The organism is Paraburkholderia sp. OAS925 (assembly GCF_040543975.1).
Taxonomy (GTDB): Bacteria; Pseudomonadota; Gammaproteobacteria; order Burkholderiales; family Burkholderiaceae; genus Paraburkholderia; species Paraburkholderia graminis.
Map to the genome: position 1 here is coordinate 1,671,019 of NZ_JBEUNO010000001.1, position 23,356 is coordinate 1,694,374.

Consider the following 23,356-nt stretch of genomic DNA (forward strand, 5'->3'; position numbering starts at 1 on the left):
CGTCGTCTGCCATGCAAGATTTTCTCCTTACCGACGAAGACCGCGCGTTTCGCGCCGAAGCGCGCGCGTTCCTGCAACGCGAACTCGCGCCGCGCGCCGCGGACATAGAAGAGCGCCGCGACTGGGACGCCGTCAAACGCGTGGTGCGCGCGCTGGGCGAAGCCGGCTATTTGCGGCTGATGTTCGCGGACCTGTATCGCGGCTCGCTGACAAAGCCCGGTCTCACGCACGCGACGATCCTCTCCGAGGAAGCGTCCGCCATCAACTATGCGTTTGAGACCACCATCGCCACCGCGCTGAGCTGCGCCTATCCGCTGCATCGTCATGCCAGCAGGGAAGTGCGCGAAGCGTATCTCGAACCGATTCTGGATGGCCGCGCGATCGGCGCGATTTGCGTGACCGAGCCCGGCACGGGCAGCGATTCCGCCGACATGCAAACGCGTGTCGAATACGACGCCCGCACCGACGAATGGGTCATCAACGGCTTCAAGCGCTATATCTCGAACGCGTCGGTTGCGGACGTCTATATCGCCTACGGCATCACGCCGCGCGATGGCCTGGAAAGGCCGGGCATCACCGCCGTGGCCGTGCCCAAAGACGCGCGCGGGATCAGCTTTCCGCGCAACTATACGTTCATGGGCCGGCACGGCTGCATCGTCGGCGAAGTGAAGTTCGACGATTGCCGGGTCGGCGCGGATCACCTGTTGGGCGTGGCCGGCGAGGGCTTCGCAATCATGCGCGGCATGTTCAACTTCGAGCGCGCGATTCTGGGCGGCTCGGGCCTCGGCGTCGCGCGCAGTGCGTTCGACATCGCCCGTGCGCATGCGCAAAGCCGCAGGACGTTCGGGCAGCTCCTCGGCTGCAAGCAACTGATCTGGGACAAGATCGCGCAGATGAGCTGGCGGATCGACGCCGCCGAACTTCTCACGTACCGCGCCACGAAGATGTACGACGCGGGCGCCGACGGCAAGGCGCTGATGAAGGAAGCGGCCATGGCCAAGCTCGTCGCGACAGAGACGGCGAATTTCTGTGTCAACGAAACCGTGCAGATATTGGGCGGCGACGGCCTTACCAAAGAATACGGCCGGGCCGAACAGCTCTATCGCGACGCGCGCGCGCTGACGATTGTCGGCGGAACGTCGGAAATGGCGAAATACCTGATCGCCTCGCGCGATCTGCCCGATCTGAAGATCAACCTCTGAGCGCACTCCATTTCCATCATGCTGACCATTACCTCGCTGTTCGAAAACACGGTTGCGAAGTACCCCGACCGTCTCGCGCTGGTCTGCGCCGACGCGCGCTTGACCTACGCGCAATGGGACGTGCGCGTACGCGGACTCGCGCAGGCGCTGTTCGATCTGGGCGTGCGGCAAACGGATCGCGTAGCCATCTTCCAGAAGACATCGGATGCAACGGCCACCGCGTATCTCGCCTGTCAGTTACTCGGCGCGATTGCAGTTCCAATGAACTACCGGATGTCCGCGAACGACGCGGCGTTCATCATCCGCGATGCCGGCGCGCGGGCACTGATTTACGACGATTCGATGCACGCCGTCGTCGCGAAGGTCGAACAGGGCTTGCCCGATCTGCGCATCTATGTGCGTGTGACAGGGCACGGCGGCCACGGCGATGAACTTCCCGGCGACGGCGATGCGCCATCGCATCATCACGACTTCGATTCGCTGATAGACGGCACGCGTCATCGCGATGCGCCGCTGCCTCCCGTCACGCCCGAGGACATCTCGGCGCTGGTGTACACGTCCGGCACGACGGGGCGCCCGAAAGGCGCGATCCATACGCATAGCAACGACGTCGCGATCGCCACGAACTGCGTGATGGAATACAGCCTGACGAGCAGCGATTCGGCGCTTCATATCGCGCCGCTGTACCACGTCGGCGGCATGCAGGCGTATTTCATGCCGCACCTGATGGTCGGTGCGGCCAACATCGTTCTGCCGCGCTACGATCCCGAGCGCACGCTCGCCGCGATCGGCGAACATCGCATTACGACGCTCTTTGCCGTGCCGACGCAGATCCAGGACATGCTGTTCCATCCATCGTTCACGCGGACCGATCACAGCAGCCTGCGGATGATCACCACGGGCGGCGCGGCCATTCCCGCCGCAGCGATGCAACGCGTCATCGACGAGTTCTGTCCGAATGTCTACAACGGCTACGGCATGACCGAAGCGAGCCTGACGCTGCTGCTGCATCCACGCGATGCGCTGTCGCGCCTCGGGTCGTGCGGCAAGCCGACGCTGATCAGCACCTGCCGCGTCGTGACGAACGATACGGAGCGCGTCGTGCCATCCACGGAAAGCGTGGCGCCTGGCGAAGTCGGTCAACTGATCGTACGCGGCCCGCAACTGGCGCGCGCGTACTGGAACAATCCAATCGAAACGGCAAAGAAGTTTCGCGACGGCTGGCTCTATACGGGCGATCTCTTCAGCGTCGACTCGGGCGGCTATTTCCACTTTCACGGCCGCGCCGACGACATGATTGTCTCGGGCGGCGAAAACATCTATCCGCGGGAAGTCGAAGAGGTGCTGTATCACTGTCCCGGCGTGCAGGAGGCCGCGGTGATCGGCGTGCCCGATCCGAAGTGGGGCCAGGCGGTCACGGCGTTTGTCGTGCGCAGCGACGCACAGTTGACGGAAGACGCCGTCATTGCGTTTTGCAAGGCGAGCGACGACCTCGCGCCATACAAGCGGCCAAAGAAAATACTGTTCGTGGACCGCTTGCCGCTGAACCCGAGCGGCAAGGTGCTGCGCCGCGAACTGGCCGCATCGGTTGCCGAAGAACTTCTGCGCACGGGAACATGAACATGAACGAACCGGTACTTTACGAACTGGACGGTGGCGTCGCTACGATCACGCTGAACCGTCCGGCAACGCGCAACGCACTCACCGAAATGGAAGTGGTCGACGCGCTGGTAGCGAGCCTCGCGCGCGCGCAAGCCGATCTGAGCGTCCGCGCAATCGTGCTGACGGGCGCGGGCCCGGCATTCTCCTCGGGCGGCAACATCAAACACATGCGCGACGAACTCGGCACGTTCGCCGGCAACGCGGCACGAATACGCGAGAACTACCGGCGCGGCATTCAACGCATTCCGCGCGCGTTTCATGAACTGGACGTGCCTTGCATCGCCGCGGTCAACGGACCGGCGCACGGCGCGGGCTGCGATCTCGCGCTGATGTGCGATATCCGTATCGCCGCAGAAAGCGCGCTGTTCGCGGAGAGCTTCGCCAAGGTCGGCATCATTCCGGGCGACGGCGGCGCGTGGCTGCTGCCGCGTGCAATCGGTTTTTCGCGCGCCGCGGAAATGATTTTCACGGGCACGCCTATCGATGCCCAATGCGCGCTCGCGTGGGGGCTCGTCTCGCGGGTGGTGCCGGACGCGGAACTGCTGTCCGCGGCGAAGGAACTGGCGGCGCGAATCGCCGTCAATCCGCCCAACGTGCTGCGCATGAGCAAGCGCCTCATCCGCGAAGGACAGCGGATGGACCTGCCGAGCCTGCTGGAACTCTCGGCGGCTTTTCAGGGCATCGCGCATCGCACCGAGGATCATCGCGAGGCGCTCGCCGCGACTTTCGAAAAGCGTCCGCCGAATTACACCGGCGATTGAGGCGGGCCCGATAGCGCTTGCGCACTCATGCGGCGATGGACCGGCGCGGCCCGATATGCGACAGTTTCCTCACCTTGGCCAATCCAGCATGGACATGCGCAGGAAAATGAACGATGAGGGTCCGCAACCGGCTTCCGCCCGCAGTCAAAAGTGGCCGGTGGCGGGAAAGGGCGCACTGGCCGCCGCACTCGCCGCCGCGCCCACGGAAAGCACGGCGGATTCGAGCCGGGAGCGACGGCCCGACACGGAACGCATCGGCTTTTTCCTCGTACCCAACTTCTCGATGATGGCGCTCAGCTCCGCGAGCGAGCCGCTGCGCGCGGCTAACCGGGTGAGCGGCAAGCCGCTGTATAGCTGGCATCTCATCAGCGCCGACGGCGAGCCCGTGTCGTCGAGTTCCGGATTTTCGCTGCAGCCTGAATCCGCAATGACGTCGTCGATTGCCGTGGACCAGTTGTTCGTGGTGGCGAGCATCGGTGTGGAGAACTACCGCAACGAGCGGGTGTTCGACTTTTTGCGCCGCTATGCTGCGACAGGCAAACCGCTCGGCGGCGTGAGCCTCGGCACGATGATCCTCGCGCGCGCCGGGCTGCTCGACAAGCGGCGTTGCACGATTCATTGGGAAGCGTTGAAGGCACTCGCCGACGAGTTCCCTTCGCTCGCGGTCACGCGCGACCTCTATTGCATCGACGGCGACCGGCTGACATGCGGCGGCGGCACCGCGGCGATCGATCTGATGCTCGACGTGATCGCGCGCGCGCATAACCATCGGCTCGCCGCCGATGTCGCCGATCAGTTCCTGCATACGCGGATTCGCGCGTCGCAGGAAAGCCAGAAAATGGCGATCCAGTGGCGCTACGGTATCGAGGACCGGCGCATCGTCAATGCGATCACGCTGATGGAGCAGAACATAGAGCGCCCCGTTCCTGTGCAGACACTCGCCTCGCTGGTCGGTATCTCGCCTCGCCAGTTCGAGCGCATGTGGCTCAAGCATTTCGACATGGGACCGTCGCAGTTCTATCTGGGCGTGCGCCTGAAGGCGGCGCAAAAGCTCCTGCATGAATCGACCGCTTCCATCTTCGACATTGCGATGCAGTGCGGGTTTGCCAGCGCTTCGCATCTGGGGCGGTGTTATCGGAAGGTCTTTGACGTCACGCCGGGACAGGAACGTAACGTCAAGGGGAAGTGAAGCTGCCGTTGCGAGTGTAGTATTCCACCGTATATTGGCGTCGGCCGTGACAAGGGCATCGATCATGTCAAGCGAGTGGAAGCGCCGCATCAGGCTGTTTATCCAGCGTTTCTGGCAGCCCACAAGCGCATGCATGACCTGCATGCCGGGTAGCTGGGGCAATATCATGAGCCTTGTCCACTGGACGATTGCATTCCGCACCGGTTTGCTCACCGGGCTCCTGGCCATACTTCTGACTTTCACACCTGCAGCGAAACTCTACGGGCATCGCTACGGCAATGCGCTTGTCGTCGGCGTCCTGACAGCGATAGGCGACGCCTACTCCCACGCGAGTCACTACCGAATCCCCTACGTCGAGCACATCCTGACGGGGGCTATTTCAGGTCTTCTGGCGCTGGTTGCGTCATATCTTTTCGAAGACCGCGCGCGTCGTGTGCGGCAGGTGTGGGCGCGGCTTTTCGGGTAGCAACGCCGACTCCACGCACCCACCCTATACACACATATAATTTTCCCGGCAGGCTTTTCTCCCTAAGATGGGAACACCTGAACGGCGGGCGAAGCAACAGCGTGCCGCCGTAACCGCATGTATGGCAGAGGATCAGTCGCTTGCATTCCCATCCGATAGCTTCGATTATCGACGACGACGAATCCGTCCGCATCGCCACATCGAGTCTGGTTCGTTCGCTGGGTTGGGACGTGCGGCTCTATGCGTCGGCCGAAGATTTTCTCGCCTCCGGCCAGATCGCGGATGTCGCGTGCGTCATCTCCGACGTCCAGATGCCGGGCATGAGCGGGCTTCAGTTGCAACGCCGTCTGATCGACGACGGAATCACTCTGCCGGTCATCTTTATCTCCGCGTTCGCATCGGACGCGGTGCGCCGCCAGGCGCTGGACGATGGCGCGCTGTGCGTGCTGAGCAAACCCGTCGATGGCGCGGCGATATTGCGTTGCCTCGAAACGCTGCAGGCGGAACGCGGCGAGCCTTGATTAAGGCTTCGTCGGGAAGGGACTTAACGGTTGGATACCGAAAAACTCAGATAAGATAACTGCCGGATTAAATGGGTCGGCGTCCCGCGTGTCTGACTTCCATGCGCCGTTATGGCGGCGCGAGACAGGGTCCCCGGTACTCGTCAACGAACGTTTACCTCGAATGCCTATGCCTGCATCGCCTCGTTTCGTCTCCCTCCTTCTCGCGCGGCGCGCTCAATCGCCGACATGATATTCCGCTCACGCGCCGACGAACCGATGCGGCATGACCCACGCGTGCTGTACGTTCTCGCGGCGGCAGTCGCGCTCGTCGTATTCCTGATCGACGCATTCACGCCACTCGATATTGCGATCGCCGTGCTGTACGTGGTCGTGGTGTTGCTCGTCGCGTCGACGAGTTCGCGGCCCGCTGCGATTCTCACGTCATGGGGTTGCGTGGCGCTCACGGTGATCGCCTTTGCAATGTCCCACGACGAGCACTACTCGGGCGGCCCGGTCGCGCGCTGTCTCGTGAGCCTGCTCGCGATCGCGACGGCGTCGGTGCTCGCGCTGCGCAATCAGAAGAGCACGGCGACGCTGCAGGAGCAGTTGCAGTTACTCGATCTGACGCATGACGCGATTGTCGTGTACGACATGAACGATCTGATCACGTTCTGGAATCAGGGCGCGGAACAACTCTATGGATGGACTACGCAACAGGCGATCGGTCAGCCGGTGCATGAGCTGACGCAAACGCGCTCGTCGGTCTCGCTCGACGAAATTCGCCGCGAGTTGTTGCGTTCCGGGCGCTGGCAAGGCGAACTGCAGCATGTGCGCAATGACGGCACAACGGTCGTCATTTCGAGCCGCTGGGCGCTGTGGCGCGATGCGAAAGGCAAGCCGCGCGCCGTGCTCGCCACCAACAACGACATTACCGTCCGCAAGCAGATGGAAGGCGAGTTGCGGCGCCAGAAGGACGAATTGCGCGCGACCATCGACGCGATTCCAGGCATGGTCTGGAGTTCGTCGAGCGATGGGCGGCTCGTCTTCATCAACCGTCGCTGGAACGAACTGGGCGTGACGTGCGTGGAGAACGACGGCGACATCTGGCGCTCGATCGTTCATCCCGACGACTGCGGCGCGATGCAGCACGCCTGGCACGAAGCCATTGCAACGGGCGCGCCGTTCGAAAGCGTGTCGCGCATCCGGCACAGCGATGGCGTCTACCGGTGGATGCATATCGGCGCGGAACCGCTGCGCGATAGCGCCGGCAAGATTTTGCGCTGGTATGGCGTGAACACCGATATCGAAGAACGCAAACAGGCCGAGCAGGCGCTCGCGCGCAGCGAGGCGTTTCTGTCCGACGCGCAGCGTTTGAGCCGCACCGGCAGCATCGCGACGAAACTGCCCGGCGGCGAGATGTGGTGGTCCGACGAAACGTATCGAATCTTCGACTATTCGAAAGACGTCGCGCCCAGCTTCCAATTGATCCTCGCGCGCGCGCATCCGGAAGACATCGCGCTGATGAGGCAGGCTTATCAGCAGAGTCTCGCGGGCGTGCCGTTGATTGATCTCGAACATCGCCTCGCGATGCCCGATGGAAGCGTCAAACATGTGCACTACGTCGCGCGTCTCGCCGCACCGCAATCGGCGAATCCCGAATACGTCGGCGCGCTGATGGACGTGACCGAACGGCGGGCGGCGCAGGAAGCGCTCGACCGCTCGACGGCCGAACTCGCGCACGTCACGCGTGTGACGATGCTCGGCGAACTGGCCGCGTCGATCGCGCACGAGGTCACGCAGCCGCTTGCGGCGATCGCCACGTGCGGCGACGCCGCGCTGCGCTGGCTGAACCGTCCGCAGCCCGATCTGAAGGAAGTCGGCCAGTCGATTAACCAGATGATTCACGACGCGCGGCGCGCGAGCGATGTGATCCGCCAGATACGGTCGATGGCGCAAAAGCGCGATCCGAGCCACGCGGTACTCGATCTGAACGCTATAGTGAGAGAATCCATCGAACTCGTGCGGCGTGAACTGGATGCGCACCGCGTCGAAGTGGATGCCGATTACGCGAGTCCCGCGCCGTCGGTGTGCGCCGACCGCGTGCAGTTGCAGCAGGTCGTGATCAACCTCGTGATGAACGGCGTGCAGGCCATGTCGGGCATCACGGCCCGGCCGCGGGAATTGCGGATTCGCACGCGCTCTTTCGACGCGCGGCACGCATTGGTGGTCGTGGAAGACTCCGGCACGGGCATCAGCGAAGAGAACGCCGGGAGGCTTTTCAACGCATTTTTCACGACGAAGGCGGAAGGCATGGGAATGGGACTGTCGATCTGCCGCTCGATTGTCGAGGCGCACGGCGGCCGGATCTGGGCGGAATCTCAAGGGGGAAAGGGTGCCGTGATGCAGTTCGTTCTGCCGCTCGATGAGGCAAAGCGCAATGAGCACTGAACCGGTCAACGCGACTAGCGCGATGGTTTATGTCGTCGACGACGACGCGTCGATGCGCGAAGCCGTCAGCATGTTGCTGCGCTCCGTCGGCTTGCGCGTTGAACTGTTCGCGTCCGCGCAGGAATTCCTTGCGTTCCCGAGACCGGACGTGCCGAGCTGTCTGATTCTCGATGTACGGCTCAAAGGGCAAAGCGGCCTCGCCGTGCAGGAACAGATTGCCGCGGGCGAATTGCGCGTGCCGATTATCTTCATGACCGCGCACGGCGATATCGCGATGTCGGTCAAGGCAATGAAGGCCGGCGCAATGGACTTTCTCGCCAAGCCGTTTCGCGATCAGGACATGCTGGACGCCGTGGCGAGTGCGCTCGGCAAGGACGAGGAACGGCGCGAAGCGGACCGCTCGGTCGCGGACCTGCGCCGCCGCTACGCATCGCTCACGCCGCGCGAGCGCGAAGTGATGGCCTTCGTCGCGAGCGGCCTGATGAACAAGCAGATTGCCGCCGAAATGAACCTGAGTGAGATCACCGTCAAGATTCACCGCGGTCAGGCGATGAAGAAGATGGAGTCGCGCTCGCTTGCCGATTTCGTGCTGAAGGCCGAAGCGCTCGGCGTCAAACCGCCACAAGGCACGACTACGCCACCGCGCATTCAGCGCGGTTAAAGCGCGTCCAAGTGCGTTGAAGTGCGTTAAAGCGCCGGAGGCTGTCATGCGAATACTGATTATCGAAGACGAACCGAAAACGGGCGCCTACCTGAAAAAGGGCCTTGAAGAATCGGGCTATTCCGTCGACGTCGCCAACGACGGCGCCGATGGTCTGCTGCTCGCGCAGGAGCAGGACTACGACGTGATCGTGCTCGACGTGATGCTGCCGACCATGGACGGCTGGGCCGTGCTGAAAGTCCTGCGCGCCACGCGCACCACGCCGGTGCTGTTCCTCACCGCGCGCGACGACGTGAGCGACCGCGTGCGCGGTCTCGAACTCGGCGGCGACGACTATCTCGTCAAGCCGTTCGCGTTCGTCGAACTGCTCGCACGCGTGCGCACACTGGCGCGACGCGGCCCGCCGCGCGAAAGCGAACTGCTGAAAGTGGGCGATCTGGAAATCGACGTGAACCGTCGGCGCGTGCGCCGCGGCAACACGCGCATCGATCTGACGCCGCGTGAATTCTCGCTGCTGCAACTGCTCGCGCGCCGTCAGGGCGAAGTGCTGAGCCGCACGCAGATCGCGTCGTATGTGTGGGACATGAACTTCGACAGCGACACGAACGTAGTCGAAGTGGCGATTCGCCGGCTGCGTGCGAAGATCGACGACGACTTCCCGGTCAAGCTGATACAAACGGTGCGCGGCGTCGGCTACGTGATCGAATTGAAAGAGACCGATTGATGGCGGCGCGCTCGCTGACCACCACGCTTGCGCTTGCCTTCGCCGGAACGACGTTGATGGTGTTTGCGCTGGTCGGCAGCGTGTTGTATTTCGCGCTCGACCGCGAGGTCAAGCAGCAGGACGATCTCGACATCGTGCTGATCGCGCGCCATACCCGGCGTCTCGCGCAGGAAATCGCGACGCTTGCCGATTTGCGCGCCCATGAAGACCGGCTGACGAGCCAGGTGCTGGGCAATCTCGCCATGTCGATGGAAGTGCGCGGCCCCGACCGCAAGCTCGTGTTCGAGCACAACACGGCGGGCATCGCCGATCCGGCCGTGCCGTCGCCGACCCTGGCGAATCCGCTTGGTGCGTCACAGCGTATCGCTGAGACCAACATCGTGGAATGGCACAACGCGCGCGGCGTGCCTGTGCGCGGGCTCGCAGCGGATGCGGTGCTGGGCGACGGCACGCCCGTCACGCTGGTCATCGCGCGCGATATGACGGACCGCTGGCGTCTGCTCGATTACTATCGCGAGCGTCTTTATGGCGCGGGCCTGGCCGGCATGCTGCTCGCGTTCCTGATGAGCTGGATGCTGGTGCGCGAGTCGCTGAAGCCTTTGCGCGAAATGGCGGGCAAGGCCGCGACGATCACCGTCGACAAGCTCGACACGCGCATAAAAGTCGATAACGTACCGAGCGAACTCGCCACGCTGGTGGTCTCGGTGAACGCGATGCTCGACCGGCTGCATGGCGGCTTTCAACGCATGTCGCAATACACGGCCGATCTCGCTCACGATCTGCGCACGCCGCTCGGCAATCTGCGCGGCTCGACCGAAGTCGCGCTCGCACGTCCGCGCTCCGCCGACGAATATCAGTCGCTGCTCGCATCGAATCTCGAGGAATGCGAGCGGATTTCGCGCATGATCGAAAGCGTGCTGTTTCTCGCGCGCGCCGAGCATCCGCAGTTCGTTACGACGTTGAGCGAACTGGATGCCGCGAAGGAACTCGCGCGCATCGCCGAATACTTCGAAGGCGTCGCCGACGATGCCGGCGTGCATCTGCAAGTGACGGGCGGCGGCCGCGTTCACGCCGATGCCGAGCTGTTCCGCCGCGCGGTCAGCAATCTGCTCGCGAACGCGATCCGCTATACGCCGCGTGACGGCACGATCACACTCGGCGCGCAGGGTACGCCGCACGGCTTGCGCGTGACCGTCGCCAATCAGGGTGCGCCGCTCGACCCTTCGTTGCTCGAACGCATCTTCGACCGCTTCTATCGCGTCGATCCTTCGCGCAAGAGCGATCCCGAGTCGACGGGTTCGACGGGACTCGGGCTCGCCATCGTGCGCACGATCATGGAGTTACATGGCGGCTCGGCGCACGCCGAAAGCGACGCACAGAGCACGCGCTTCATTCTGACCTTTGCGCATCGGTAAGCGTCGCGCGATCCCAGCCGCCGCCTAGCGCCTTCAGCAACTGCACGCTCGCATCGACGCGGCGCGCGTCGATCTGCTCGGCCGTGCGCTCGTTGGTGAGCGCGATGGTCTGCGCCGTGACGACATCGAGATAGCTGACGGCGCCCGCCTGATAACGGTTCGTCGTGAGCTTCAGCGCGAGTTCCGCCGCTGATGTCGCACGCTGCTCGCTATCCGCTTCACTGGCGAGCGTGGTCAGCGCCGAGAGGTTGTCCTCCACTTGCTGAAACGCAACCAGCACCGTTTGACGGTAATCGGCGACCGCGCCGTCGTACTGTGCGTTCGCGCCTTTGAGCGCGGCATTGCGGCGGCCGCCGTCGAATAGCGTGCCGGCGAGTTGCGAGCCGATCGACCAGAAGAGGCTCGGCGCGGTGAGCCACGGTGCGAAGAACGTGCTTTCGAGTCCCGCGGTGGCCGAAAGCGTCAGGTCCGGATAAAAGGCCGCATGCGCCTCGCCGATCTGCGCATTGGCCGCTGCGACGCGCCGCTCGGCGGCGGCGATGTCGGGTCTGCGTTCGAGCAATTGCGACGGCAGTCCCGCGGGGATCTGCGGCAGCGCGATGTCGCGCACCTGTTGCGGCAGCGCGAACGACGAAGCGGGCACGCCGATCAGCGTCGCAATCGCGTGTTGCAACTGCGCGCGTTGCACGTCGATATCGCTGTCCATCGTGCGCGTGCTTTCGAGTTGGGTCTGAGCTTGCGCGACGGCGGAGGCATCGATGGCTCCGTCGTTCAACTGCTGCTGCACGATCTTCAATGCAGCGGTGTACGCCGTGACGGAATCGTCCAGCAGTTTCTTTTGCCGGTCGAGCGAGCGCAGATCGAAGTAGTCGAGCGCGAGATCGCTTGCGATGGAGAGGCGCACCGATTCCAGATCGGCCTCGCTTGCCTGCGCATTGTCGCGTGCGTTGACGGTCGCATCTTTCACGCGGCCGAACAGGTCCGGCTCCCAGCTCGCCGACACGCCCACCGAATAATCGGGCACCGTCTTGCCCGCGAGCGAATGGCCGAGGACGTTCTGCGACAAACGCGCGCGCGATTGTGCGGCGCCGGCGGTGATCGTCGGCGCGTAGCCTGCGCGTTGATAGTCGATCATCGCGCGCGCTGCCTGCAACTGCGCCACTGCCTTGGCCACGGTCTGATTGGACACATCGACGCGGGCTTCGAGACGGTTCAATTCGTCGTCGTTGAAGAGCGTCCACCAGGGGCCGCGCGGCTGTGCATCGGCCGGAGCCGCGACAGCCCAGCCGGGCGCGGCCGTGCCTGCATAGTGATCGGGCACATCGACAGAGGGATGCGTATAAGAAGGCAGCGTCGAGCACGCAGTCAGCGCGCACGCAACGCCGATTGCAAGGTTCCTGCGAATGGATGCGACGGGTACGTTGAGCATGGTCATGCGCCTCGCTTAGCCGTGGAGCGCAGCGGATGCCACGACGCGTACCGCTTCACCGTTGCTGATGGCGTCGCCGGGATTGTTGATCACGCGATCCGTTGCTTCGACGCCCGTAGCGATTTCCACATAGGTGCCGAAATCGCGGCCGATCGTTACCGTCTTGAGCTGCACCGTATTGCTCTTGCCGATCACCGCGACGGTCACGCCGTCGGGCCTGAACAGCAATGCGCTGACGGGCAGTTCGAGCGCGGGATGCGCGGTCTGCAACGCGAGATGCACCTGCGCATACGCACCTGGCAATAACGCGCCGTCGTGATTGTCGACATCGACTTCGACACGCAGCGTGCGGCTCACGGGATCGATCGCATTGGCCGAGCGCGCGACGGTAGCTGCAAAGCGGCGTCCGGGATATTGCTGCGTCGTCAGATAAAGCAGCGTGCCCGTTGAGATGCTGCTCGCGTCGTCCTGCGGCACGTTGACGAAGATACGCAGGCGGTCGGTCTGTTCGATATGAAAGAGTTCGCCAGGCATCCCCGCGAGCCCCGGCGATCCGCCCGACGTCACCAATGCGCCCACATCGACGTTGCGTACGGTGACCACGCCGTCGAACGGCGCGGTGACTTTTTCATACGACACCAGTTCGGTGAGCCGTGCGACGTTCGCCTGCGCGGATTGCAACGCAGCGAGTTTGGCTTCGCTATCGCTCGTCTTCGCATCGGTGTCCTGCTGCGAAACGGACTGCGTTTTCAGCATCGTTTGCCAGCGCTGAGCGGTGCTGTTCGCGAACGCGTAATTTGCTTTTGCCGTGGCTTCGTCGGCGCGCGCCTGTTTTAGTTGCGCGTCGAGTTCCGGCGTCTGGATGTCTGCGAGCGTCTGCCCGGCTTTGACTTTCGTGCCAATGTCCGCGTACCAGTGCTGGACGTAGCCGCTCGTGCGTGCATAGATCGACGCGTCGGCGTACGGCGTCACGGAACCCGGCAACAACAGTTCCTGCGATGCCGGTGCGCGCGTCGGCGCGACTGTTTCGACGGGCACTTCGCGCTGCGCGTAGACCTGCTCGGTGAGCGCGGTGCTTGCATGCAAACGCGGCACGATGCCGAGTGCCAGCAATGCGGCGGCGACTGCGGCGAGCGCAACGGGCAATATCAAGCGACGGCGCTTCACGGCTTCGTTATTCGCAGCGGCGCGCGAAACGGGCAGGGCGTTGGTGCGCGTGGCCGCATCGGGCGTCGGCGGCAGATCGGACGTAGTCATGGCGGTTCCTTATTGAGCGTGTGGTGTCAGCGACGCATCGGCGGCACGGTGCGCGCGGCGCTTGGCGAGCCACGCATGCACCATCCCGAACACGACGGGAACGAACATGAGCGTGGACAGCGTGCCGATCGCGAGGCCGCCGATCACCGCACGTCCGAGCGGCGCGTTCTGTTCGCCGCCGTCGCCGAGACCGAGCGCCATCGGCAGCATGCCGATCAGCATCGCGAGCGCCGTCATCAACACAGGACGAAAGCGGTTGAAGCCCGCATCGAGCGCGGCCGCAAGCGGCTCCATGCCGTTTTGCAACGACTCGCGCGCGGTGTTGATCACCAGAATGCTGTTCGCCGTCGCGATGCCGATACAAAGAATGGTTCCTGTCAGCGCGGGTACGTTCAAGGTCGTGTGCGTCGCGAACAGCATCCATGCAATGCCGGCCAGCGAGCCAGGCAGACCGCTGATGATGATCAACGGATCGAGCCACGACTGAAAGTTCACGACCATCAGCAGATAAACGAGCGCGATCGCGAACACGAGCCCTGCGCCGAGGCCCGCGAACGATTCGTTCATCGACTGCACCTGGCCGCGGATCACGATGGACGAGCCGGGCGGCAATTGCGCGCGCGCTTCATCGACGAGCTTCGTGACGTCCGCAGCGACGCCGCCGAGATCACGTCCTTGCGTCGACGCGAAAATGTCCAGCACCGGTTGCACGTTGTAGTGCGAGACGACGGCCTGTTGCGAGCCGCGCGACATCGTGCCGAGCGTGCCGAGCTGATTTTGCGGATCGACGCCGAGCTGATTCGTCGTCAACGGAATGTTCGACAGCGTTTGCAGCGAATGAATGTCGTATTGCGGCACTTCGGCCAGCAGCGGATAGCTGACGCCGTTCTTCGGGTCGAGCCAGAAGTTCGGCGTGGTCTGCGAACTGCCGGACAGCGCGATCAACAGGTTCTGCGCGACATCGCGCTGCGTGAGGCCCGCCTGCATCGCCTTCGTGCGATCCACGTCGACGTTGATGGCCGGCGCGTCGCCGGGCTGCTGGATACGCGCGTCGACGAGTCCGCGCACGCCGCGCAGTTGCGCCAACAGATGGTCGGCGACGACACGATTCGCCGCGAGCTTGTTGCCGACAATCTGCACGTCGATCGGCGCGGGCAAACCGAAGTTCAGAATCTGGCTGACGATGTCGGCGGGCAGGAACGCGAATGTCACGCCGGGAAAAGCCGTGTTCAGTACGTCGCGCAGTTGCGCGACATATTGCGCGGTGGGTTTGTGATCCGGCTTCAGCGTGACCATGATGTCCGCGTCTTCGGAGCCGATCGGGTCCGACGAGTCGTACGTCAGGTTGATGCCGCTCACCGGCACGCCGATGTTGTCGAGCACGGCAGCCTGCTGCGACTGCGGAATCACGGTTCGAATCTTTGCTTCGACCTCATCGGTCAGGCGCGCGGTTTCCTCGATGCGCGTGCCTGTCGGCGCACGCAGATGCAGACGGATTTCTCCGGTATCGACAGCGGGGAAAAAGTCACGTCCCGCGAACGGAATCAGCGCGAGCGAAGCGAGACAGAGCGCGAGATAAATCGGCAGAAAGCGGCGGCGGTTTGTGATCGCGCGTTGCAGCACGGAGCGATAGCGATTGCGCAGCGCTTCGAAGCGCTGCTCGAAGCGCGCCTGGAAGCCGGCAAACACGTTCTTGCGGCGCTGCGCGGAGTCACCCGCTTTCGAAGGCGCGCGCATCAGATACATGGCGAGCGTCGGGATCAGCGTGCGCGAAAAAAAGTACGACGCGCACATCGCGAAGACGACGGCCTCGGCCATCGGCACGAACAGGTAACGGGCGACACCGGATAACAGAAACATCGGCACGAATACGATGCAGATCGACAGCGTCGACACGAACGTGGGCACCGCGATTTCGCCGGAGCCGTTCAGAATCGCGTCATGCAGCGGCGCGCCCTTTTCAAGGTGATGCGTGATGTTTTCGATCGCGACGGTCGCGTCGTCGACGAGAATGCCGACCGCGAGCGCGAGTCCGCCGAGCGTCATGATGTTGATGGTTTGCCCGAGCGCGGCCAGTGCGATCAGCGACGTCAATACCGCGAGCGGAATCGACACGGCGATGATGAGCGTCGCGCGCCAACTGCCGAGAAACAGCAGGATCATCGCGGCTGTGAGACACGCGGCGATCAGACCTTCGCGCACAACGCCGGAAATCGCGGCCTTCACGAATACCGACTGATCGGACAGCGGCACGATGTTCAAGGCCTTCGGCAGACCCGCGGCGATCCTGGGCAGCATGGCCTTGACCTGCTGGATGATCGTCAGCGTCGACGCGCTTCCGGTTTTTTCGACTTGCAGCAAGGCGGCACGCTTGCCGTCGCTGCGCACCATGTTGGTTTGCGGCGCATAGCCGTCGATCACATGCGCGACGTCGCGCACATACACGACGCCGCCTTTTACCGTCTTGATCGGCAGATCGTTGAGCTTCGCGACCGTGTCGGTGCTGCCGTTCATCTCGACGTTATATTCGCGCGAGCCGATCTTCGCTGTGCCGCCCGGCAGTATCAGGTTCTGCGCGTTGACTGCGTTGACCACGTCGATCGGTGCGAGTCCTTTTGCCTGTAGCGCTCGCGGATCGAGTTCGACCATGATCTGGCGAATCTTGCCGCCGAATGGCAGCGGCACCGCGGCGCCCTGAACCGTGGCGAGTTGTGTGCGGATGAAACTGTTGCCGAGGTCATAAAGAGACTGCTCTGGCAGCGTATCGCTGGAAAGGCCAAGCTGCAGCACTGGCACCGTCGATGCGTTGTACGTGATGATGTTCGGCGGCAACGTGCCGGGCGGCAGCACGCGCAGAATCGACGCCGAGTTCGACGCTGCTTCCGCGATCGCGCGATTGATGTCGGCGCCAGGGTGAAAGAAGATCTTCACGACCGACACGCCGTTCAACGACTGCGATTCGATGTGCTCGATGTCGTCCACGTCGGAAGTCAGCGCGCGCTCGTAGTTCGACGTGATGCGACGCGCCATGTCTTCGGCGGAGAAGCCGTTATACGACCAGACAATGCTGACGACGGGAATGTCGATGTTCGGAAAGATGTCCGTGGGCGTGCGAATGATCGCAAGTGGCCCGAGTATAAATAGCAGCACGGCCAGAACAATGAAGGTGTACGGCCGCTGCAGCGCGAGTCTGACAATCCACATAACGTTTTCCTGGACGATGGCGGTCGGAATGCCCTGTGCGAAAGCGACGCAAACGGGGCTTCGTAATGGGAGGCAGTGTGCCGGGCAGGCACTTACTCGCGAGTGACGGACACATTACAAGTCCGTCATCTATGCAGATGAGAGCGCCGTAACGAATGGATCGGCGTTGGGATAACCGTATGAACCCGATAAAGGGCTAAAGATGACAAGCATGTAATGCGGGAGTCACCATTGAGTCAGCAGCGGTTGCGCAGAATGCAACCACTCCTTCACGACTAGCGGTGAAGGTTTCAAAGGCTCCGTTTATCGTGAACGCAGCCGCTACTCAACGATAGGTGAACCATCATGAAAGCACTTTTGAACGCTGTCCTCGTCTCCTGCGCATTGGCCGCACCCGCTCTTGCATTTGCGCAAACCACCAATGGTCCCGTCACACGCGCCGAAGTGCGGGCCGATCTCACGCGTGTCGAACAGGCAGGCTACCAGCCGGTCGCTTCTGATGCGTCGTATCCCGCCGACATTCAGGCTGCCGATGCGAAAGTGGCCGCAGCGGATTCGGCGCTCAGCATGACGTCGAAGGGCGGCGTTGCAATGGAGGGCTCGTCGCAGTCGGGCGCGACGACCACGCGCGCGTCATCGGACCATTCATCGGGCAACGGCAAGTCGATCTTCTTCGGCCATTGATGGCGGCGGGGCGCAGCGGGGCTGCGGTATCGCGTGTCATGCTGAAAAGGAAAGCTGCATCAAGAGAGCCCTTCGCCGGCCGCGGCATGACGCCCGCGCAACCAGCCGATACTCGCGAGCAGCAGCACGGCGAACACGATCAGCATGGTCGCGACCGCGAGAATCGACGGGTCGATGGAATCGCGAATGCCGCTCCACATGCGCCGGGGCACCGTCGTTTGATCCGGGCCGCCGATGAACAGAATGACGATCACTTCATCGAACGAGGTCGCGAAAGCGAACACGCTGCCGGTCGCAACGGCCGGCGTGATGAGCGGCAAGGTCACGCGTCTGAACGCGACCCAGGGGCGCGCGCCGAGCCCGGAAGCCGCGCGCAACAGGCTGTGATCGAACGAAAGCAATGAGGCGGTCACCGTGATCACGACGAATGGCGTGCCGAGCGCCGCATGCGCGAGCACCACACCTGGATATGAATTCACCAGGCCGAGCGGCGCGAAGATCAGATAGAAGCCGGCGGCGACAACCACGATAGGCACGATCATCGGCGAGATGATGAGCGGCATGATCAGCGAGCGCAGTGGAAACTGCGCGCGCGAAAGACCGAGCGCCGCGAGCGTGCCGAGACAGGTGGCAATCAGCGTGGAAGCCGCGCCGATGCCGATGCTGTTAAGCAGCGCCCGCTGCCAGTCCGGGCTTGTCAGCGCCTGCTCGTACCAGCGCAGCGAGAAGCCCTGCATCGGATACGAGAAGTACGAACCGGAATTGAACGAGAGCGGAATGATCGCGAGAATCGGCGCGACGAGAAAGAGCAGCACGAGCGCGGTATGCACCCGTACCCAGCGCGCGGCGATGCGTTCGGTCAGCATCTTGTTGCGTTGATCTTGCATGTCGTTCCTTCGTCGTGTGCCTGTTTTTTCGATCGAGTCGTCGATTGTTCGACTCATCGACTCAACCGAAGCGCAGGCGGTCGATACCGACAATGCGGTTGAACAGGAAATAAAAGATCGCCGTGAAGATCACGAGATAGGCCGACAGCGCACCGGCAAGGCCCCAGTTCAACTGCGTGTTGGTCTGCATCGCGATGAGCTGACTGATCATTTCGTCGCCCGCGCCGCCGAGCAGCGCCGGCGTGATGTAGTAGCCGAGCGCAAGCACGAACACGAGGAAGCAGCCGGCGCCGACGCCAGGCAGCGTCTGCGGCACATAGATCCGCATGAACGCGGTGAACGGATGCGCGCCGAGCGATTGCGCCGCGCGCATATACACCGGCGACACGCCCTTCATCACGGAGTAAATCGCGAGAATGAGGTAAGGCAGCAGCACATGCGTCATGCCGATCAGCACGCCTGTGCGGTTGAAGATGAGCGGCAACGGATGCGTCGCGAGCCCGAGACTCATCACCAGGCTATTGATCACGCCGCCCGGTTGGAGCAACACATACCACGCGGTCGTGCGCACAAGCAGCGAAGTCCAGAACGGCACGATCACGAACAGCATCAGCCGGTTGCTGCTTTTCTCGGGCAGATTCGCGAGCAGCCACGCGACCGGATAACCGAGCACGAGACATAGCAGCGTGACCGTCGCGCTGATCGAAACCGTTCGCACGAACGCCGCCCGATAGACGGACGCATTGTCCGGCACGAACGCGACGGCGCCTTGCGGCGTCACCTGCGCATCGACGGCGGCGAGCAGATAGTCGGGCGTCGGCGACGCGGCGGCTCGCTTCAGCAAACGCCACGTCTCCGGCGAATTCCAGCGTTCGTCGAGTTCGACGAGCGCGGGCTTCCACGCGGGCGGGGCGTCCGTTGGCAGTTGCCGGGCGGTGCGCATCAACAGGCTGCGAAACTCGGGCATCGAGAAGTTCAGCCGCCGCGCGACGGTGCCGATCTGTCCGCTTTGCCGCGCCTCGGCGAGCCCCGCAGCGAGTAGAGCGAACATGTGTTCGTCGGGCACGCCGTTACCGTCCCACGCATTCAGCGCACGCGTGAGCGCGGGCATGCTGTCGGGCACTTCGCGATTCTGAACGCTGCGTGCCAGCAGCAGCGTGATCGGCGCGATGAACGTCGACAGCAGAAAGACGAGCAGCGGCAACGCAAGCAGCAGCGCCTGCATGGATGCGCGGCGGCGCGCGTTGTTAAACGACGCGCGGCCGTCGCCTTTCGTCGGAGAGCCGGGGGCCGTGGCTCGGGCGGCAGTGGGCATGCTGGTGGTCACGTTGGGCTCTCGTCGGACGATGCGATGGTGTTACTGCGTCAGCCACACCTGGAAGCGCTTGTTGATCTGGTCGGCGTTGTCGGCCCAGAAGTTCGCGTTGATCTGCAATGCGCGCTTGAAGTTATCGGGCGCGGTCGGCAGATCGGCAAGACGCTGCTTGTCGACGAGCGCGATCGCGTCCTTGCGCGGCGGCGCATACGCGATGTACTTCGACAGGTCCGCATAGGCCTTCGGCTGCGAAGCCGACGCGATGAACTTTGCCGCCAGATCCGCATGCTTCGCGCCGGTCGGAACGCCCCACCAGTCGAAGTCGTAAACCTGCGCGTCCCACACGGTCTTGAAGGGCTTGTTGTCCTTCTGCGCGGCATCGGAAATGCGGCCGTTGTAGGCCTGCGTCATCACGACCGCGCCGTCCGCGAGCAACTGCGGCGCCTGCGCGCCCGACTCCCACCACACAATGTTCTTCTTGATCGTGTCGAGCTTCTTGAACGCACGGTCGACGCCCGCGGGCGTGGCCAGCACCTTGTACACATCTTTCGGCGCGACGCCGTCCGCGATCAACGCCCATTCCATCGATACCTTCGGCGACTTGCGCAGGCCGCGCTTGCCCGGGAATTTCTGCAGATCGAAGAAGTCGTTGACGGTGCTCGGCGCGGTCTTCATCTTGCTCGCGTCGTACGCATAGACCGTGGACCAGACCATGCTCGCGACCGCGCAATCGCTGATCGAGCCGGGGATGAAGTCGCTCGTCTTGCCGATCGTCTTCTTGTCGAACTTCTGCAGCAGGCCTTCGTCGCAGGCGGTGATCGCGTCGTTGGTTTCGAGGTCGATCAGGTCCCACGTGGTGTTCTTCGCCTGTTCCATCGCGGAGAGTTTCGCGAGACCGCCGTCATACGATTCGGTCGAGAAGCCGACGCCCGTCGCCTGCGTGAACGGCTCGAAATAGGCCTTCTTCGCCGCTGCTTCGTACGCGCCGCCGAAGGTCACGACAGAGAGCGTCTCCGCTGCCTGCGTGGTCACGGTGGCGAATGCGAGTACGGCGAGTGCGGCGCATTGTGCTTTGATGATAGTGCGCATGTCAGTTGGCTCCTGCTGGTGCGGTCGTGATGATGGAAGGGGAGGGCGGTGTGGATACGTGAATCGCCGGCGCGCTGCTGCGCGCGCGCTCATCGCGAGAATCTTGCAGTCGTCATGGCGCCAGGCGACGTCGATCTCGCTGCCGGGTGTCGGCAACGCGTGACGCTGCGTATTGGGCACTTTCACGACGATCGAATCGCGCGAGCCGAGCGTCAGATGTACGCGATGGTGATCGCCGCAATACACCAGTTCGTCGACGCGCGCGCGCACGACGTTGTCATGTTCGGTCGGCTGCGTGCCTTCGGCGCCCGGAATATGCGCGCGTTCGGGGCGCAGCGCGAGCATCGCTTCGTCGCCGGCGTGCAGGCCGTTTTCGCAACGGCCGCGAATCATGCTGCCGTTCGACAGCGCAAGCGTGGCCCAGCCTTCGTGCGCATTCACGACGCGCCCGGTCAAGCCATTGTTCTCGCCGACGAAGTTGGCGACGAATGCGTTCTGCGCGTTCTCGTACAGTTCGCTCGGTGTGGCGGCCTGCTGGATGCGTCCATCGGAGAACACGGCGACGCGGTCGGACATGGTCAGCGCCTCGGCCTGATCGTGCGTCACGTAGACGATCGTGAGCGACAGCTCGCGATGCAGCCGCATGATTTCGTATTGCATGGTCTCGCGCAGGCGCTTGTCGAGTGCGCCGAGCGGCTCGTCCATCAGCACCACGCTCGGCTCGAACACGAGTGCGCGTGCCAGCGCGACGCGCTGCTGCTGCCCGCCGGAAAGCTGCGCCGGACGACGGTTCGCCAGATGCGGCAATTCGATCATCTCGAGCGCACGCTTCACACGCGCCTTCTGCTCGGCGCGGCCTACGTGCCGCACGGAAAGCGGAAATGCGACGTTCTCCGCAATCGTCAGATGCGGAAACAGCGCGTAGTTCTGAAACACCATGCCGATGTCGCGTTGATGCGGCGGCTTGTCGTCGAGCCGGCGGCCGTCGAGACGAATCTCGCCGTGAGTGGGCGACTCGAAGCCCGCCAGCATCATCAGCGTGGTCGTCTTGCCCGACCCCGAAGGCCCGAGCAGCGACACGAATTCTCCCTTGCTCACGTCGAGATTCAGGTCGTCCACGACAAGCTGAACGCCGTCATACGTTTTGCTCACGCGCGAGAGCGAGATGAAGGAAGGGTTTGACATCGTGATCGCGTCCTGTCTTTGTTGCGTCGTCATCAAGGTGCGAGCTTCGCCGCGGCGATCCGGCCGGCGAGGTAGCGCGCGAAGTCATAGTTGGGGCGCTCGAGATGGCTCAGGTGGCCCGGCTTCGCGAGCGGCGCATGCACGCCGCGAAAGACCGCTTCGACGCCGCGTTTATCTTCCGCATTCACTTCGTCGAGCAGTTTTTTCAGCGTGCTCATGTGGGCGTTCGCTTCAGGGTCCGCGATGAACTCCGGCGCGAGGCCGCCGCCGAAACGGATGTGCACGCGCCCCACGCCTTGCGGTTGCAGCACGAGATACCAGAAGTAACCGGGCGTCAGCGTGACGAGGTGCGTCGGGTAGATCGCGAGCAGCGCCGTCGTCTTGCGCCAATGTCCGGTGAGACGCGTGTTGTCCGGATGCGCATTGCCGATGGGTAAGGACGCTTCCTTCGTGATCCAGTGATAGTTGAAAGCGGGACTGCCGGGCGGGCACTCCATTTCGTCCAGCCGCGAATGCGGACCCACCGTCGCGCGATGCAGCATCGGCAGGTGATAACTCTCCATGAAGTTTTCCGCGAGAATCTTCCAATTCGTGTCCCACACGTGCTCTTCATGGAAGGTTTCGATGTAGTCCGACATGCCGTATGCGCCGATCAGCTCGTTCAGGCCGGCGAGTTGCGTGTGCACGGGCGGCGCGTTGGCATCGAGCGTTACATAGAGCCAGCCTTGCCATTCCTCGCAACGCACGGACGGAAGCCGGTAGCTCTCCTTGCAGAAGCCCTGTTGCCGGTCCATTAGCGGTGCGCCTTGCAGCGCGCCGTCGAGCGAATAATTCCACGCGTGATAAGGGCAGACGATTCGGCGCACGTTGCCGCGTCCTTCGAGCAGCACCGACATGCGGTGCAGGCACACATTCGACATCGCCTTGAGCTGCATCTGATCGTCGCGCAATACGACGACAGGTTGTGCGCCAAGACGCGCCGTCAGGTAATCGCCTGGCGCTTTGAGCGAACTCGCGCGGCCGACGCATTGCCATTCGCGCTGGAAGATCGCGCGCTCTTCAAGCGCCAGAAATTCGGGCGACGTGTAGACGCCGGGCGGCATCGAATGCGCATCGCCGAAGGGCCTTTCGCAACCCGCTTGCAGGTCGTCGACCAGCGCTTGCACTGCGATCGTCGTTGCCGGGTCGGTCATGGTGTTCCCCTCGGTTTGTCACGATAAGAGCGCGCCGGTGCGGGTTCTCGCGGTGTGGCGCTCGACATGGACACCAATCTAT

At 63.3% G+C, this 23,356-nt stretch carries 18 protein-coding genes and 1 pseudogene; 11 read left to right on the forward strand and 8 right to left on the reverse strand.

Annotated elements, in window-relative coordinates; genetic code table 11:
* Positions 1–11 precede the first annotated feature (11 nt).
* The 10 genes from ABIE53_RS07305 (at position 12) to ABIE53_RS07350 (ending at position 11,031) form a co-directional block, all read left to right on the forward strand.
* Positions 12–1,202: an acyl-CoA dehydrogenase family protein gene (locus ABIE53_RS07305; protein WP_192700174.1), complete on the forward strand. Its 1,191-nt coding sequence runs from the start codon at positions 12–14 to the stop codon at positions 1,200–1,202.
* 18 nt (positions 1,203–1,220) lie between these two features.
* Entirely contained in the window at positions 1,221–2,822 is a 1,602-nt protein-coding gene (locus ABIE53_RS07310) for a class I adenylate-forming enzyme family protein (RefSeq protein ID WP_107710205.1), read from the forward strand.
* 2 nt (positions 2,823–2,824) lie between these two features.
* The gene (locus tag ABIE53_RS07315; RefSeq protein ID WP_107710203.1) at positions 2,825–3,625 is read left to right on the forward strand and encodes a crotonase/enoyl-CoA hydratase family protein; all 801 of its coding nucleotides are present in this window, start codon (positions 2,825–2,827) and stop codon (positions 3,623–3,625) included.
* Positions 3,626–3,731: 106 nt separating this feature from the next.
* Entirely contained in the window at positions 3,732–4,814 is a 1,083-nt protein-coding gene (locus ABIE53_RS07320) for a GlxA family transcriptional regulator (protein WP_310075691.1), read from the forward strand.
* 64 nt (positions 4,815–4,878) lie between these two features.
* A complete protein-coding gene (locus ABIE53_RS07325) occupies positions 4,879–5,280 on the forward strand; it encodes a hypothetical protein (RefSeq protein WP_107710198.1) in 402 nt (133 codons plus the stop codon).
* 140 nt (positions 5,281–5,420) lie between these two features.
* A complete protein-coding gene (locus ABIE53_RS07330; protein ID WP_006048295.1) occupies positions 5,421–5,801 on the forward strand; it encodes a response regulator transcription factor in 381 nt (126 codons plus the stop codon).
* A gap of 258 nt (positions 5,802–6,059) precedes the next feature.
* Positions 6,060–8,231, forward strand: a complete 2,172-nt coding sequence (locus tag ABIE53_RS07335; protein ID WP_258196187.1) for a sensor histidine kinase — start codon at positions 6,060–6,062, stop codon at positions 8,229–8,231.
* Positions 8,221–8,892, forward strand: a complete 672-nt coding sequence (locus ABIE53_RS07340; protein WP_006048293.1) for a response regulator transcription factor — start codon at positions 8,221–8,223, stop codon at positions 8,890–8,892. The genes ABIE53_RS07335 and ABIE53_RS07340 overlap by 11 nt, the downstream gene beginning before the upstream one ends.
* A gap of 46 nt (positions 8,893–8,938) precedes the next feature.
* Positions 8,939–9,616, forward strand: coding sequence for a heavy metal response regulator transcription factor (locus ABIE53_RS07345; RefSeq protein ID WP_006048292.1), 678 nt, complete (start codon positions 8,939–8,941; stop codon positions 9,614–9,616).
* Entirely contained in the window at positions 9,616–11,031 is a 1,416-nt protein-coding gene (locus ABIE53_RS07350) for a heavy metal sensor histidine kinase (protein ID WP_107710192.1), read from the forward strand. The genes ABIE53_RS07345 and ABIE53_RS07350 overlap by 1 nt, the downstream gene beginning before the upstream one ends.
* Here the strand turns inward: ABIE53_RS07350 and ABIE53_RS07355 are convergent.
* The 3 genes from ABIE53_RS07355 to ABIE53_RS07365 are packed head-to-tail and all read right to left on the reverse strand — an operon-like array spanning position 11,006 to position 16,921.
* A complete protein-coding gene (locus ABIE53_RS07355) occupies positions 11,006–12,460 on the reverse strand; it encodes an efflux transporter outer membrane subunit (protein ID WP_107710313.1) in 1,455 nt (484 codons plus the stop codon). The genes ABIE53_RS07350 and ABIE53_RS07355 overlap by 26 nt on opposite strands.
* A gap of 15 nt (positions 12,461–12,475) precedes the next feature.
* The gene (locus ABIE53_RS07360; protein WP_107710190.1) at positions 12,476–13,717 is read right to left on the reverse strand and encodes an efflux RND transporter periplasmic adaptor subunit; all 1,242 of its coding nucleotides are present in this window, start codon (positions 13,715–13,717) and stop codon (positions 12,476–12,478) included.
* Between the two features lie 9 nt (positions 13,718–13,726).
* Entirely contained in the window at positions 13,727–16,921 is a 3,195-nt protein-coding gene (locus tag ABIE53_RS07365; RefSeq protein WP_107710188.1) for an efflux RND transporter permease subunit, read from the reverse strand.
* A 345-nt stretch (positions 16,922–17,266) separates the two neighbouring features.
* On the opposite strand from ABIE53_RS07365, the gene ABIE53_RS07370 reads away from it, so the two are divergent.
* Complete coding sequence (locus ABIE53_RS07370) at positions 17,267–17,605, forward strand: DUF4148 domain-containing protein (protein WP_107710186.1); 339 nt, start codon at positions 17,267–17,269, stop codon at positions 17,603–17,605.
* A gap of 59 nt (positions 17,606–17,664) precedes the next feature.
* Here ABIE53_RS07370 and ABIE53_RS07375 read toward each other — a convergent pair whose 3' ends face one another.
* The 5 genes and pseudogenes from ABIE53_RS07375 to ABIE53_RS07395 form a co-directional block, all read right to left on the reverse strand.
* Positions 17,665–18,492, reverse strand: a complete 828-nt coding sequence (locus ABIE53_RS07375) for an ABC transporter permease (RefSeq protein ID WP_006048286.1) — start codon at positions 18,490–18,492, stop codon at positions 17,665–17,667.
* A gap of 61 nt (positions 18,493–18,553) precedes the next feature.
* Positions 18,554–19,807, reverse strand: a complete 1,254-nt coding sequence (locus ABIE53_RS07380) for an ABC transporter permease (RefSeq protein WP_107710185.1) — start codon at positions 19,805–19,807, stop codon at positions 18,554–18,556.
* A 42-nt stretch (positions 19,808–19,849) separates the two neighbouring features.
* On the reverse strand, positions 19,850–20,896 hold the full coding sequence (locus tag ABIE53_RS07385) for an ABC transporter substrate-binding protein (protein WP_006048284.1): 1,047 nt from the start codon (positions 20,894–20,896) through the stop codon (positions 19,850–19,852).
* A 1-nt stretch (position 20,897) separates the two neighbouring features.
* Positions 20,898–22,081: pseudogene (locus ABIE53_RS07390) on the reverse strand (ABC transporter ATP-binding protein).
* Between the two features lie 32 nt (positions 22,082–22,113).
* Positions 22,114–23,274, reverse strand: a complete 1,161-nt coding sequence (locus ABIE53_RS07395; protein WP_006048281.1) for an SRPBCC family protein — start codon at positions 23,272–23,274, stop codon at positions 22,114–22,116.
* Positions 23,275–23,356: the final 82 nt, after the last annotated feature.